The following is a 13511-nucleotide window of genomic DNA, read 5'->3' as shown; positions in this document are numbered from 1 at the left end:
AGGGGCGGCGATGCGCCGCCCTAGTCTTTTTCCAGCGTCCGCACGCGCCGGCGCAATTGCGCCAACTGTTGTATCACGGCGGCGTTGCGCTGCCATTCGCCATGTTCCGCGTACGGGAAGACCCCGGTATAGCGGCCAGGCTTCGAGATGCTGGACGTCACCGCGGTGCCGCCGGAGACATGCACATCGTCGCCCAGCGTGAGGTGTCCGGACAGCATGGCCGCTCCGCCTATGGTGCAGCGCTCGCCGATGGTGGTCGAGCCAGCCACGCCCACGCAGGCCGCAATCGCGGTATGCGCGCCGATCCGGCAGTTGTGGGCCACCATGATCTGGTTGTCCAGCTTGACGCCATCGGCCAGGACGGTGTCTTCCAGCGCGCCCCGGTCGACGGTAGTGTTGGCGCCGATTTCGACGTCGTCACCGACCGTCACGCCGCCGAGCTGGGGAATCTTGCCCCAGGCGCCCTTGCCCAGCGTGGGATCCGGCGCGAAACCGAAACCGTCCGCGCCCAGCACAGCGCCGCTATGAATGATGGCGCGTGCGCCCACCTTGACCCCGTCGTACAGCGTGACGTGGGCGTACAGCCGGCTGCCAGGGCCGACGGACGAGCCTGCGCCAATGACGCAGCCAGGTCCGAGCACGGTATCGCGGCCGATGCGGGCGCCGGATTCGACGACGCAATTCGGGCCGATGCGCACGCCTTCTTCGATGATGGCGTCAGCGGCGACCACCGCGGAAGGATGCGTGGACGCGGGCAGCTCGGGCCGTCTCGCGGCATCGAACCATTGCGCCACGCGGGCGTAAAGCAGATAGGGATGCTGACAGACGACCAGCGCGAACGGCGGCCGGGCGTTGCCCTCGGCCTCCAGAGCCTGCGCCACGTCCGGCGAGACGATGACGGCGCCAGCCTGCGTGGCGCCTAGCTGGCTCTGGTAGCGGGGGTTGGCCAGGAAAGCGATTTCCTGCCGACCCGCCGATGACAGGGTTCCGATGCCGCAGACCCGCATGGGGTCCGCGCCGGGAACCGCGCTGATGCGCCAGTCCATCCCCTGGGTGTTGGCGGCGCTCAACAGTGTTTCCAGCGTTGGCGCGCGGGCAAGATCCAGTAGAACCGGCATAACGTGACGGGTGCTGCTTACTTGCCCAGGCTCTGGATCACCTTGTCGGTGATGTCGATGCGCGGGTTGACGGTCACTGCGTCCTGGATGATCAGGTCGTAGTTTTCCTGCTCGGCGATGCGCTTGATGGCGTCGTTGGCCTTCGTCACGATGCCCGAGAATTCTTCGTTGCGGCGGCGGTTGAAGTCTTCCTGGAACTCGCGGCGCTTGCGCTGCAGGTCGGTATCCAGGTTGGACAGTTCACGCTGGCGCTTGACGCGATCGGACTCCGACAGGACGGGCGCGTCCTTGTCGAACTTCTCGGCTTGCGAACGCAGGCTGTTGTTCAGGCGCTGAAGCTCGTCGTCGCGCTTCTTGAATTCAGCTTCGATCTTGCTTTGCGCTGCCTTGGCCGGACCCGACTCGCGCAGGATCCGCTCGGTATTGACGAAACCGATCTTCGTGCCTTGGGCCTGCGCGGGAATCGCAGCAGCCGAACCGAGAATGAGCGCACCTACCAGGGCAATGGAGCCGCCCAGTTTGCCGCGGCGCGTGGTGCGCAGCGATTTCGAGGTTTTAAGTGCGGAATCAGACATCATGAAAATCTCACCTTCCAGTAAGGCAAAGCCAAAGTGTGTATTGTGCCACTAAACAGCAAGGGAGCCGGTCGTGTGCCCTTCTCCCTTGTTTTCAAGCGTAACGGCGCGCTTAGAAACCAGTCCCGATCTGGAACTGGAAGCTCTGCTTGTCGTCGCCCGACTTCGAATTGAGCGGACGGGCATAGGACAGCTGCAGCGGTCCCATCGGCGACTGCCACGACAGACCGATACCGGCCGAGAAGCGCCAGCCGCACGGATCCTCGACCTCGCTGCCAGGCTTGCCGCCGGTGCAGCTCTGGCCGCTGCCGGCCGAAACCTGGCCCGCGTCCGAGAAAATGAACCAGCGCAGGGTGCGGTCCTTCGACGCGCCCGGGAACGGCAGATAGAGCTGCGCGTTCGCGATGACGCGCCGCGTGCCGCCCAGGTAGTCGCCCGTCTTGGTATCGCGCGGGCCCAGCGACGAGCCCTCGTAGCCGCGTACCGTGCCAATACCGCCGGCATAGACGTTCTTGATGATCGGGTAATCCTTGCTGCCGTAGCCCTGCCCCCAGTCGACCATGCCGTTCAAGGCCAGGGTGTAGGAGCCGCCCAGCGGCACGAAATACTGCTGCTGGGCCGTCAGCATCGTGTACTGCAGATCGATGGTCGACAGGTCGGCCTTCAGGCGGGTGTACCCGCCCTTGGTCGGCGCCAGGCCGCTGTCGCGGGTGTCCTTGGTCCAGCCGGTGGTGAAGATCACCGAGTTGGTAGCGTCGCCATAGTCCTTGACGAACTTCTCGTAGGCCGCCGGCGAGTTGGTGAACAGGTCGATCTGGTTACGTTCGACGTTCGCGCCCAGCATGATCCGGTCGTATTCCGAGATCGGCACGCCGAAGTTCATGCCCAGGCCCATGGCCTTGACGCGGTAGTCGCCGTCGTTGTTATTCCAGGGCTCGGTCACGCGATAGTAGGCGGACGTGGTGCGGCTGATGCCGTCCTTGGTCCAGTACGGATCGGTATGCGACAGCACGATGGCGCGGTTGGTCTTGCTGGTGTTCAGTTGCAGGGTCAGGTTGGTACCGCTGCCAAAGACGTTGTCTTCGCTGATACCGGCAGACAGAATGGCCTTTTCCGACGAGCCGTAACCCACGCCCAGGTTGATCATGCCGGTGGGCTTTTCCTTGACGTCGACGTTGACGTCGACCTGGTCGGGCGAACCCGGAACCGGATCGGTCTTGACGTTGACGTCGCTGAAATAGCCCAGGCGGTCGACACGGTCGCGCGAGGCCTTGATGTCCTTGGCGTCGTACCAGGCGGCTTCCTGCTGGCGCATTTCGCGGCGCACGACTTCGTCGCGCGTGCGGGTATTGCCGCCGATCTGGATGCGGCGGACGTACACTCGGCGGCTGGGATCGACGTAGAACGTCAGGTCGGCCTCATGCTTGGCGCGGTCCAGCTGCGGGTTCGGGTTGACGTTGGCAAACGCGTAGCCCAGTTCGCCCAGGTAGTCGGTGATGGCCTTGGCCGAACCGTTGGCCTTGGCGGCCGAGAACGTTTCGTCCGGCTTGATTTCCACCAGCGCGTTGATTTCCTTGTCCAGGCCCAGCAGGTTGCCGGCCAGCTTCACGCTGCGCACCTTGTAGGGCTCGCCTTCGTGCACGGTAATCGTGATCCGGATGTCCTTGCGGTCGGGCGAAATCGTGACCTGGGGCGGCTCGACCGAGAATTCGAGGTAGCCCTGGTCCAGGTAGAAGGAGCGCAGGCGCTCCAGGTCGCCCTCGAGCTTTTCGCGCGAGTACTTGTCGGTATCGGTATACCAGGTCAACCAGCCCGGCGTGGTCAGCTTGAATTCGTCGAGCAGATCGCTCTCCGAGAAAGCCTTGTTGCCCACGAAGCGGATTTCCTGGATGCGCGCGACCGAGCCTTCGAACACGTCGAAGCTCACGCCCACGCGGTTGCGCGGCAGCGGGGTCACGGTGGAGGTCACTTCGATGCCGTACTTGCCCTTGGACAGGTACTGCTGCTTCAGTTCGTATTCGGCGCGCTCGAGCATGGAGCGGTCGAAGATGCGGCCTTCGGCGAAGCCCACTTGGGCCAGCGACGTGGTGATGGCCTTGGAGTCGAACTCGCGCATGCCGTTGAAGTTCACCGACGCGATCGTGGGGCGTTCCTGCACGACCACCACGACGACGTTGTTGTCCGTCTGGATCTGTACGTCGGTGAAGAAGCCGGTGCCGTACAAGCGGCGGATGGCTTCAGTGGCTTCTTCTTCGGTGAACTTTTCGCCCACTTTGACGGGGAGATAGCCGAAGACGGTGCCGGCGTCAGTTCTTTGAATACCCTCTACGCGGATATCCCGCACGACAAAAGGGTCGAAGGCGTGGGCGATGGCCGGAACCAGCAGTGCGGCGATCAAACCCGGCAGTACACCCTTTTTGTGATGAAACATCCGGCGAAAAGACATCCTTGAGTATCCTCGGTCGTGCAAATGGCGGGGGATTTTATGCTAAATCGCGTTCAAGTGAACAAACGCGTGAAATCATTGAACAGCGCAAGCCCCATCAGGCTTGCCAATAAACCTATGCCGGCGCGCTGTCCGATATCGATCCACCTTGCTGGCGGCGGGCTACCCCGCACAATTTCGACGAGATAGTACAGCAGATGGCCACCGTCCAGCATGGGAATAGGCAGCAAATTTAGTACGCCCAGGCTGATGCTGATCAAGGCGATATAAGCGATATACGCAACAATTCCGATTCTGGCGGTCTGGCCGGCGTAGTCCGCGATGGTCACGGGACCGCTGACATTGCGCCAGGAAACGTCGCCCGTGATCATGCGCCCCATCATGCGCAGCGAGAACCAGGCGGTATCCCAGGTGCGCACGGCGCCCTTCCACAGGCTTTCGAATACGCCATAGCGCACGGTCACCATGGGAACGTCGCCACCCAGCTGGACGCCCAGGCGGCCGATCACCTGGCCGTTGACGGTCTCGGCGCGGGGCGTGGCGTTCAGGGAGATATTGGCGCCGTCGCGCGCCAGCGTAAGCGCCAAGGTCTTGCCGGCGCTTTCTTGAATCTGCCGCACCAGCGCGCCGGTATCCGGGGTGGGAACGCCGTTCACGGCCAGGATGAGGTCGCCCGTCCGCAGCCCGGCCGCCTGCCCTTCGCCGCCATCATTGACGACACGCACTGCGGGCTTGGGCTGAGCCAGGCGCACGCCGGCCGCGGCCAGCGGGTCGCCGCCGGCCGGATCCATGGTGTTGGACGGCAGGACCAGTTCACGCTGCTGGACGGCGCCCGCAGGGGTCTTGACCTCGATCCTGGCGCTGCCGCCAGTAGCCATGACGTCCATCAGGCGCCAGCGCGCGTCGGACCAGGAAGCGACCTCTTCGCCGTCGATGGCCAGGATGCGGTCGCCAGAGAGCAGGCCGGCGCGCGCGGCAGGCGTGTCCGCCGCGGGCTGGGCGATGACGGCCACGGGCTCCTCGGTGCCGGCCATGTTCAGGCCGGCATAGAGGAAGACCGCGAGTATCAGGTTGAAAATGGGGCCGGCGGCAACGATGGCGATACGCTGGCCGACGGGCTTGCTATTGAAGGCCCCTGCCACTTCCGCCGGGCTCGCGCCGGCGGGGGGATCGTCCTGCATCTTGACGTAGCCGCCCAGCGGCAGCGCCGAGACCGCCCATTCCGTGCCGTGGCGGTCGGTGCGCCGCAGGATGACCTTGCCGAACCCCACCGAGAAGCGCAGCACTTTCACGCCACACAGGCGGGCCACCCAATAGTGCCCCAGTTCATGGAAGATGATCAGGGTGCCAAGCGCAACCGCAAAGGCCAGCAGGGTGAAAAGCATCGGAATCGAAGAAATCTAGGAAATCAGAGGCCGGCGGACGGGCGACCGAGCCCGCATCAGGCCAGGCCCAGGTTGCCAGCGAAGACGCGCGCGTCAGAATCCAGCGCGAGCACGTCGTCAAGACTGTTGAGCGTAACAGATGCTTGCCGTGCCTGCCACTCCAGGGAAGCCTCGATTACCCGCGGAATCCAGGTATAGGGCAGCCGGCCGCTCAGGAAGGCCTCCACGGCGATCTCGTTGGCGGCATTCAATGCCACGCAGGCCCCCTGCCCGGCTCGCAGCGCCGCAAACGACAAGGCCAGGCACGGAAAACGCGCCAGATCGGGCTTCTCGAAGTCCAGACGCCCCAGCCGCGTCAGATCCAGCGGGCCGACGCCGCTGTCCAGGCGTTCGGGAAAGCCAAGGCCATAGGCAATGGGCGTGCGCATGTCGGGCTGACCGAGCTGCGCCAGCACGGAGCCGTCGTCGTACTCGACCATGGAGTGCACCACGCTCTGGGGGTGCACCACCACCTCGATGCGATCAGCAGGCATGGCGAACAGCCAATGCGCCTCGATCACCTCGAGCCCCTTGTTGAGCATGGTGGCGGAATCGACCGAAATCTTGCGGCCCATGCTCCAGTTCGGGTGGGCGCAAGCCTGGGCCGGCGTCACGTCGTGCAGGTCTTCCAGGTCGCGCCCGCGGAACGGACCGCCGGAAGCGGTCAACAGCAGCCGGCGCACGCCGGGTGCGGGGCTATCCGGCGCGACGGCTCGACCGCCGTGAGGCAGACACTGGAAAATGGCGTTATGTTCGCTGTCGATAGGCAGCAGTTCGGCGCCGTTGTCGCGTATGGCCTGCATGAAAAGCGAGCCGGCCGCAACCAGCGCTTCCTTGTTGGCCAGCAAGACGCGCTTGCCGCTGCGGGCAGCCGCCAGGGCGGCGGGCAGGCCCGCGGCCCCCACGATGGCCGCCATGACGGAGTCGCATTGGGGATCGGCGGCGGTATCGGCCAGCGCCTGGGCGCCGACGCGGATTTCCGGCATGGACTGGCCGCCAGCCCATGCAGCAATGAATTTCTCGCGCGCCGCAGAGTCGGGCACCACCACGACCGCGGCGCGGCTGGCCTGTGCCTGCTCCGCCAGGCGCGTCATCTGGCTGTACGCCGATAGCGCATAAACCGCCAGGCGCTCGGGGTGGCGGGCGATCACATCCAGCGTGCTTTCACCGATCGAACCGGTCGATCCCAGCACGACGACGCGTTGAAAAGCCGTCAAAACAACACTCCAGACAAAAGTAGCGCAAACGGCGCGACCGGGAGAATCGCGTCGATGCGGTCATAGACCCCGCCGTGGCCAGGCAGCAGCGTGCTGGAATCCTTGCGTCCGGCGCGCCGCTTGAGCAGCGATTCGAACAGGTCGCCCACGATCGACAGCACGCCAAGCACGGCGGCAATGGGCAGCGCCAGCCAGAAGGTCCAGCGTTCGACCAGCGCGTGGCCGTACGTGCCTTCCCACAGGCTGGAAAGACCGATCCAGACCACCGCCCCCAGGACGCCAGCGACCGCGCCTGCGATCGTTTTGCCCGGGCTGACCCGCGGGGCCAGTTTACGCTTGCCGAAGGCTCTGCCGGCAAAATAAGCGGCGATATCGGCGACCCAGACCAGCGCCAGCAGCGACACTACGAAACCGGCTCCATGCGCCACGAACATCTGCGCCAGCACGGCCCAGGCGGCAAACGCCGCGGGCACGGAGAAAATCGACCAGCCCACACTGGCGGGAGGCGCATCGGAACGCCCGCGCACCACCGCCGTCAGGCCGCCGAACAGCCAGACCGCGGCCACCGCCGGCACTACGTAGCGCAGCACCCAGACGGGATCTGCGATTCCGGCATTCTGTCCCGCGAGCCATGCGGAGGCCAACGTCAGCATGCCCGCGAACAGCAGGACGGCAACGCCGACGGCAATGAGAGGGGAAGGCGGTTGCGGCAAGGTCAGGCGGAGCCACTCCCAATTGGCGCAGGCGGCCGCCAGAGCCAGAAGCGCAACGAACCACCACGGGTTCGCGCTGATCATCGCGGCAGCCAGAACGGCCAACAGAACGACTGCGGTAACGATACGCTGGCCCAACATATGACGGTCTCCTCGTGTACAGCCCTGGAAAGACGCGCTAGTCGCCGTCCGTTTTATTTCGCGCCGTTTTCGCTGAGTTGCGCGCTGGTACGGCCGAAACGGCGTTCGCGCGTGCGGTACCAGTCAAAGGCGGCCGCGAGCTCGGCGGCGCCGAAATCCGGCCAGTAGCGGTCCGTGAAGTAGAACTCCGCGTAAGCCATCTGCCAGATCAGAAAATTGGAAATGCGCTGTTCGCCGCCGGTGCGGATGAACAGGTCGGGTTCTGGCGCCCAGGCCATGGACAGATGGCGCGCCAGGCGCTCCTCGTCCACCAACTGGGGCTGCGTGGCCAGTGCGGGCTCGGCGGCCAGCATGGCGCGGGTGGCCTGCAGGATGTCCCAGCGTCCGCCATAGTTGGCGGCAACCGTCAGGTGCAGGCGGTCGTTGTGGGCCGTGCGCTCCTGCGCCGCGAAGATCAGCTCTTGCAAACGGGGCTCGAAGGCCGACAGGTCGCCGATGACGTGCAGACGCACGCCCTGCTCTTCCAGCTTGCCGATCTCGCGCTCCAGCGCCTGCACGAACAGGCGCATGAGCAGCGACACTTCCTCGGCGGGGCGGCGCCAGTTCTCGGAACTGAAGGCGAACAGCGTCAGATAGCGCACGCCGGCGCGCCCGCACGCCTCGACCACGCGCCGCACCGCCTGCACGCCCTTGGCATGGCCCGCAGTGCGCGGAAGCAGCCGCCTCGTCGCCCACCGGCCATTGCCATCCATGATGATGGCGACGTGCTCGGGAATGTCGCGGGTAGCGGGAACCGCCTGGGTCGAACTGGTTGCCATTGGTCTGGGGTTGCGCGCGGTGAAACGGCGAAAACGGAACTACGTGAAGAAAAGCCTGCGCCGTCGTTCCACCGCTAAGCAGCAATGCTGCGAACCAATGGACAGGACGGCGCTCAGGCAGGATATCCTGGTCGCCAGGGGGATACGGACTAGCCTATCACCCTGACGGCATCCAGGAATTATACGGTCATGATTTCCGCTTCTTTCTGCGTAACCATCTTGTCGATTTCGGCCACGCTGCGATCGGTCAGTTTCTGGACGTCGTCCTGCGAACGGCGTTCGTCGTCCTCGGAGATTTCCTTGTCCTTGACCAGCTTCTTCAGCGCTTCGTTGGCTTCGCGGCGCAGGTTGCGCACGGCCACCTTGGCGTCCTCGCCTTCGCTGCGGACAACCTTGGTCAGGTCGCGGCGGCGCTCTTCGGTCAGCGCGGGCATCGGCACGCGGATGGTGTCGCCCATCGACATGGGGTTCAGGCCCAGGTCCGATTCGCGGATCGCCTTTTCGATCGCGGAGGCCATGCTCTTCTCGTAGGGCTGCACGCTGATGGTGCGGGCGTCCACGAGGTTCACGTTGCCAACCTGGCTGATCGGCACGGGCGAGCCGTAGTACTCGACCTGCACGTGGTCCAGGATGCCGGTATGGGCGCGGCCCGTGCGGATCTTGGCCAGGTTGGTCTTGAGCGTGTCAAGCGACTTGGCCATCCTGGCTTCGGCGGATTTGCGGATTTCTGCGACGCTCATGGAATTTCCTTTTCTTTAGACGTGTACCAAGGTGCCTTCGTCTTCGCCGCTGACGACCCGCTTGAGGGCGCCGGACTTATTGATCGAAAACACTTTGATCGGCAGCTTCTGGTCACGGCACAGCGCAAAGGCGGTGGCGTCCATGACTTCCAGCCGGCGGACGATCGCTTCGTCGAAGCTGATGCGCGAGTAACGCGTGGCGGTGGGATCCTTGTTGGGATCCGCGCTGTAGATGCCGTCGACCTTGGTGGCCTTCAGCACGATCTCCGCCCCGATCTCGGCGCCGCGCAACGCAGCGGCCGTGTCCGTGGTGAAGAAGGGGTTGCCGGTACCTGCCGCGAAGATGACGACCTTGCCCTCTTCGAGGTAGCGCAGCGCCTTCGGGCGGATGTACGGCTCGACGACCTGATCGATGTTCAAGGCCGATTGCACGCGGGTGTCGACACCCTTGTGCTTGAGCGCGTCTTGCAGCGCAAGCGCGTTCATGATGGTGGCCATCATGCCCATGTAGTCGGCGGTTGCGCGGTCCATGCCCTGCGCGCCCGGGGCGACGCCACGGAAAATATTGCCCCCGCCGATGACGATGGCCAGCTCGACGCCCGTGGCGGCGACTTCAGCGACCTCATCGGTCATGCGGACGATGGTGGAGCGGTTGATGCCAAATGCATCGTCGCCCATCAGCGCCTCGCCGGAAAGTTTGAGAAGAACCCGTTTGTATGCTCTGCTGCTCATAGGTGATATCCCGAAGAACAATCCGACGAAAGTGTAAGACAAGAAATAGGCCGGACTAGAATTTAATCTAGCGCCGGCCCTTAAGCACTACCCTGGGTCAGGCGCGGCCGGCGGCGGCAGCGGCGACCTCAGCGGCGAAATCGCTGGTCTTCTTCTCGATACCTTCGCCGACAACGAACAGCACGAACTTGCTGATCGAAGCGCCCTTTTCCTTGAGCATCTGCTCAACGCTGTGCTTGTCGCTCTTGACGAACGGCTGCGACAGCAGGGTGACTTCCTTCAGGAACTTGGCGACCGAGCCTTCGACCATCTTGGCGACGATGTCAGCCGGCTTGCCCGATTCGGCAGCCTTCTGTTCGGCGACCGAGCGTTCGGCGGCGATGTCGGCGGGGTTCACGCCGTCGGCGTTCAGGGCCTTGGGCTTGGTGGCGGCGATGTGCATCGCCAGGTCCTTGCCCACTTCTTCCGCGCCGGTGTATTCGACCAGCACGCCGATCTTGCCGCCGTGCACGTAGCTGGCCAGCGAGTTCGGGGTCTCGATGCGCTCGAAGCGGCGGATCGAGATGTTTTCGCCGATCTTGCCGATCAGGGCGGTACGGGTGCTTTCGACCGTGCCGTCGCCGTAGGGCAGCGCCGACAGGGCTTCCACGGTGGCGGGGTTTTGCGTGGCGACCAGCTCGGCCAGCTTGTTCACGAAGCCGACGAAGTCGTCGTTCTTGGCGACGAAGTCGGTTTCGCAGTTGATTTCGATGACGGCGCCCTTCTTGGCGTCGGCGGAGATGAACAGACCGATCAGGCCTTCAGCGGTGACGCGGGCGGCAGCCTTGCTGGCCTTGTTGCCCAGCTTGACGCGCAGGATTTCCTCGGCGCGGGCCAGGTCACCCTCGGCTTCCGTCAAGGCCTTCTTGCACTCCATCATGGGCGCGTCGGTCTTTTCGCGCAGTTCCTTGACCAGGGCAGCGGTAATTTCAGCCATGTTTGCTCCAATTTGCTAGAACATGCCCCGGGAAACCGGGACAGTGGTTTGATTCGATGGGACATCCGCGACTAGCGGATCAGGAAGATGGGAGCCCACCTTCGCATTGCCGGCGAGGCGGGAGCGGACCGATTTCGGCACCGCTCCCAGACGCTAACCGCCGGACATGACAACAGGCTTAGGCCTGGTTGTCCTGCACTTCGACGAACTCTTCCTGGCCTTCGCCCAGTTCTTCGACCAGACCGTTCAGGTTCTGTTCGCGGCCTTCCAGCACGGCGTCGGCGATGCCCTTGGCGTACAGCGCGATGGCCTTGGCCGAGTCGTCGTTGCCGGGGATGACGTAGTCGATGCCTTCGGGCGAGTGGTTGGTGTCAACCACGGCGACCACGGGGATACCCAGGGTCTTGGCTTCGGCGATGGCGATCTTGTGGTAGCCGACGTCGATCACGAAAATGGCGTCAGGCAGACCGTTCATGTCCTTGATGCCGCCGATCGACTTGTTCAGCTTTTCCAGTTCGCGCTGGAACAGCAGGCCTTCCTTCTTGATCATGCGCTCAGCGCCGCCTTCGGCGACCACGGCTTCCATGTCCTTCAGGCGCTTGACCGAGGTCTTGACCGTCTTGAAGTTGGTCAGCATGCCGCCGAGCCAGCGGGCGTCGACGAAGGGCATGCCGCAACGGGAGGCTTCAGCGGCGACCAGCTCGCGAGCAGCGCGCTTGGTGCCGACGAACAGGATGTTGCCGCCGCGAGCAGCCAGCTGCTTCACGAACTTGGTGGCTTCCTGGTACTTATCAACCGTCTTTTCCAGGTTGATGATGTGAATCTTGTTGCGATGGCCGAAGATGAAGGGGGCCATCTTGGGGTTCCAGTAGCGGGTCTGGTGACCAAAGTGGACACCCGCTTCCAGCATTTCGCGCATCAAAGACATAACTTTCTCCAAGGGTTGATTTCTTGCGCCGCACCTGCATCAGCCTCTGGCTGACACCCTGGGTGGTGTTGCGCGCGATTTCCCGCAAATGCGGGATGACAAAATTTTAACCGGGCCGACCGATCACTGCCGCAATAACTGCGACGCCCTGGGGCGCCTTCTACTACGCTGCCGCGATAAACCCAGACGGCCGCCACGACCAAGAGCCTTGCACCGCATGCTTGCAGGCGCTTTTCCAGACCCACCAGGAATTTCCTGGAAGTTTCCGGCGGTTTCCCGAAAGCGCACCCGGACCTGTTTTGTTGGCGGCGAAATCCAGCTCTGGAAAATCCAGCTCTTCGCGTTCAAGCGCGGGGTTGTCACACCCTGGCTTCAGTTCGACCGCGCATCAGACCACCGGGGCATTTCTTAAGAAAACGCGAACGTTTCCAAGAACTTAAGCCGACATCCATACCGAGTCCAAACCCTGAGCCTGCATCGCCGCTCTAAAACATGACCGGGCTTACAAGCACGCCGCGTCCCCAGCCTGGCGCCTGCATCGGATTTGCCGCCGCTCCGCCCGCCCGACTGGTTTCCTGCCTGCGTGCCCACCCACGGAACCAACGACCTGCCCGATTTCGCTCCACAACCTTCGCTTGCGGTGAAACTTCAGGGCGCGCCGCCGATCACTATGAAAGGACCTGCTGCCAGACTACCTGCCGGGTTTGCGTGACATCGGTTCCGCTGCCTGCACCCGCCGGGTTCGGCCTTTGCCGTAACCCGATTGCTCCCCAAAATTTTAGGGAAGCCTATAATTCTACTATTCTTTCAAGCAGACATTCAAGCGAGACATCGCCAAGCTATTCCATGGGCACTATCACCAATCAAGCCGACCTGGCCAAGATGCGCGCCGCCTGCCAGGATGCGGCCAAAGTCCTCGATTTCATCACGCCGCACGTCAAGCCTGGGGTCACCACCGGAGAGCTGGACCGCCTCTGCCTGGAGTACCTGACCGATGAGCTGGGCGTGAAATCGGCCACGGTGGGCTATGCGCCCCCGGGCTACCCGCCCTTCCCCGGCGCCATCTGTACCTCGGTCAACCACCAGGTCTGCCATGGCATCCCGGGCGACAAGGTGTTGAAAAACGGCGATTCGCTGAATATCGACGTCACCATCATCAAGGATGGCTGGTTCGGCGACACCAGCCGCATGTACGCAGTGGGCGAACAATCCATATTGTCGCGCCGCCTGACCGAGATCACCTTCGAGTGCATGTGGAAGGGCATCCAGCAGGTGAAAAACGGGGCCACGTTGGGCGACATCGGCAACGCGATCCAGAAGCACGCCGAGGCCAACGGCTTTTCAGTGGTGCGCGAGTTCTGCGGCCACGGCATCGGCCAGCGCTTCCACGAAGACCCGCAGGTGCTGCACTATGGCAAGCCGGGTACGGGCGTGAAGCTGACGACGGGCATGCTGTTCACCATTGAACCGATGATCAATGCGGGCCGCCGCGAGATCCGCCAGCTGTCCGACGGCTGGACGGTCGTCACCCGCGACCACAGCCTGTCGGCCCAATGGGAGCATGCTGTCTGTGTCACCGAGACCGGCTACGAAGTGTTGACCCTGTCGCCGGGGATGCCCAAGCCGCCCGCCTTCGTCACCGAACCCCTGGTCATCCCAGCCGTCTGACACACAACCTTAGCC

General features: G+C 63.7%; 12 protein-coding genes. 1 reads left to right on the top strand and 11 read right to left on the bottom strand.

The features are described from left to right. Positions 1 to 20: 20 nt before the first annotated feature. From lpxD to rpsB, 11 genes are all read right to left on the bottom strand, one after another. Positions 21 to 1118: a UDP-3-O-(3-hydroxymyristoyl)glucosamine N-acyltransferase gene (lpxD, locus tag IB258_RS01240; protein ID WP_118933669.1), complete on the bottom strand. Its 1098-nt coding sequence runs from the start codon at positions 1116 to 1118 to the stop codon at positions 21 to 23. A gap of 17 nt (positions 1119 to 1135) precedes the next feature. Next, positions 1136 to 1696: an OmpH family outer membrane protein gene (locus IB258_RS01235; RefSeq protein ID WP_054456725.1), complete on the bottom strand. Its 561-nt coding sequence runs from the start codon at positions 1694 to 1696 to the stop codon at positions 1136 to 1138. A 109-nt stretch (positions 1697 to 1805) separates the two neighbouring features. After that, positions 1806 to 4139, bottom strand: coding sequence for an outer membrane protein assembly factor BamA (gene bamA, locus IB258_RS01230; protein ID WP_175213243.1), 2334 nt, complete (start codon positions 4137 to 4139; stop codon positions 1806 to 1808). A gap of 53 nt (positions 4140 to 4192) precedes the next feature. Beyond that, positions 4193 to 5524 carry an RIP metalloprotease RseP gene (gene rseP, locus IB258_RS01225; protein WP_054456723.1) on the bottom strand — a complete coding sequence of 444 codons (1332 nt, stop codon included), beginning with the start codon at positions 5522 to 5524 and terminating at the stop codon, positions 4193 to 4195. Between the two features lie 56 nt (positions 5525 to 5580). Then, positions 5581 to 6780 (bottom strand): 1-deoxy-D-xylulose-5-phosphate reductoisomerase, encoded by a 1200-nt coding sequence (locus IB258_RS01220; protein WP_054456722.1) that lies wholly within the window; start codon positions 6778 to 6780, stop codon positions 5581 to 5583. Further along, positions 6777 to 7634, bottom strand: coding sequence for a phosphatidate cytidylyltransferase (locus IB258_RS01215; RefSeq protein ID WP_054456721.1), 858 nt, complete (start codon positions 7632 to 7634; stop codon positions 6777 to 6779). Before IB258_RS01215 ends, IB258_RS01220 begins: the two co-directional genes overlap by 4 nt. 53 nt (positions 7635 to 7687) lie before the next feature. After that, complete coding sequence (uppS, locus tag IB258_RS01210) at positions 7688 to 8452, bottom strand: polyprenyl diphosphate synthase (protein WP_054456720.1); 765 nt, start codon at positions 8450 to 8452, stop codon at positions 7688 to 7690. 179 nt (positions 8453 to 8631) lie between these two features. Further along, positions 8632 to 9192 (bottom strand): ribosome recycling factor, encoded by a 561-nt coding sequence (gene frr, locus IB258_RS01205; protein WP_054456719.1) that lies wholly within the window; start codon positions 9190 to 9192, stop codon positions 8632 to 8634. A 15-nt stretch (positions 9193 to 9207) separates the two neighbouring features. Continuing rightward, complete coding sequence (gene pyrH / locus IB258_RS01200) at positions 9208 to 9924, bottom strand: UMP kinase (RefSeq protein WP_013393440.1); 717 nt, start codon at positions 9922 to 9924, stop codon at positions 9208 to 9210. 97 nt (positions 9925 to 10021) lie between these two features. After that, on the bottom strand, positions 10022 to 10900 hold the full coding sequence (tsf, locus tag IB258_RS01195) for a translation elongation factor Ts (RefSeq protein WP_119451963.1): 879 nt from the start codon (positions 10898 to 10900) through the stop codon (positions 10022 to 10024). 178 nt (positions 10901 to 11078) lie between these two features. Beyond that, positions 11079 to 11828: a 30S ribosomal protein S2 gene (gene rpsB, locus IB258_RS01190; RefSeq protein ID WP_054456717.1), complete on the bottom strand. Its 750-nt coding sequence runs from the start codon at positions 11826 to 11828 to the stop codon at positions 11079 to 11081. An 846-nt stretch (positions 11829 to 12674) separates the two neighbouring features. Between rpsB and map the strand changes: the two genes are divergently transcribed. Further along, positions 12675 to 13496, top strand: coding sequence for a type I methionyl aminopeptidase (map, locus tag IB258_RS01185; protein WP_119451964.1), 822 nt, complete (start codon positions 12675 to 12677; stop codon positions 13494 to 13496). Positions 13497 to 13511: the final 15 nt, after the last annotated feature.

The organism is Achromobacter sp. ACM02, assembly GCF_014851605.1.
GTDB lineage: Bacteria > Pseudomonadota > Gammaproteobacteria > Burkholderiales > Burkholderiaceae_B > Achromobacter > Achromobacter aegrifaciens.
This window is presented reverse-complemented; position numbering and strand designations above follow the sequence as displayed.

What these genes read in the sequence shown, in the direction of transcription:
- pyrH (WP_013393440.1), bottom strand. Translation starts at nt 9,924, where the DNA reads ATGAGCAGCAGAGCATACAAACGGGTTCTTCTCAAACTTTCCGGCGAG.
- bamA (WP_175213243.1), bottom strand. Translation starts at nt 4,139, where the DNA reads ATGTCTTTTCGCCGGATGTTTCATCACAAAAAGGGTGTACTGCCGGGT.
- IB258_RS01215 (WP_054456721.1), bottom strand. Translation starts at nt 7,634, where the DNA reads ATGTTGGGCCAGCGTATCGTTACCGCAGTCGTTCTGTTGGCCGTTCTG.
- IB258_RS01235 (WP_054456725.1), bottom strand. Translation starts at nt 1,696, where the DNA reads ATGATGTCTGATTCCGCACTTAAAACCTCGAAATCGCTGCGCACCACG.
- rpsB (WP_054456717.1), bottom strand. Translation starts at nt 11,828, where the DNA reads ATGTCTTTGATGCGCGAAATGCTGGAAGCGGGTGTCCACTTTGGTCAC.
- map (WP_119451964.1), top strand. Translation starts at nt 12,675, where the DNA reads ATGGGCACTATCACCAATCAAGCCGACCTGGCCAAGATGCGCGCCGCC.
- uppS (WP_054456720.1), bottom strand. Translation starts at nt 8,452, where the DNA reads ATGGCAACCAGTTCGACCCAGGCGGTTCCCGCTACCCGCGACATTCCC.
- rseP (WP_054456723.1), bottom strand. Translation starts at nt 5,524, where the DNA reads ATGCTTTTCACCCTGCTGGCCTTTGCGGTTGCGCTTGGCACCCTGATC.
- frr (WP_054456719.1), bottom strand. Translation starts at nt 9,192, where the DNA reads ATGAGCGTCGCAGAAATCCGCAAATCCGCCGAAGCCAGGATGGCCAAG.
- lpxD (WP_118933669.1), bottom strand. Translation starts at nt 1,118, where the DNA reads ATGCCGGTTCTACTGGATCTTGCCCGCGCGCCAACGCTGGAAACACTG.
- tsf (WP_119451963.1), bottom strand. Translation starts at nt 10,900, where the DNA reads ATGGCTGAAATTACCGCTGCCCTGGTCAAGGAACTGCGCGAAAAGACC.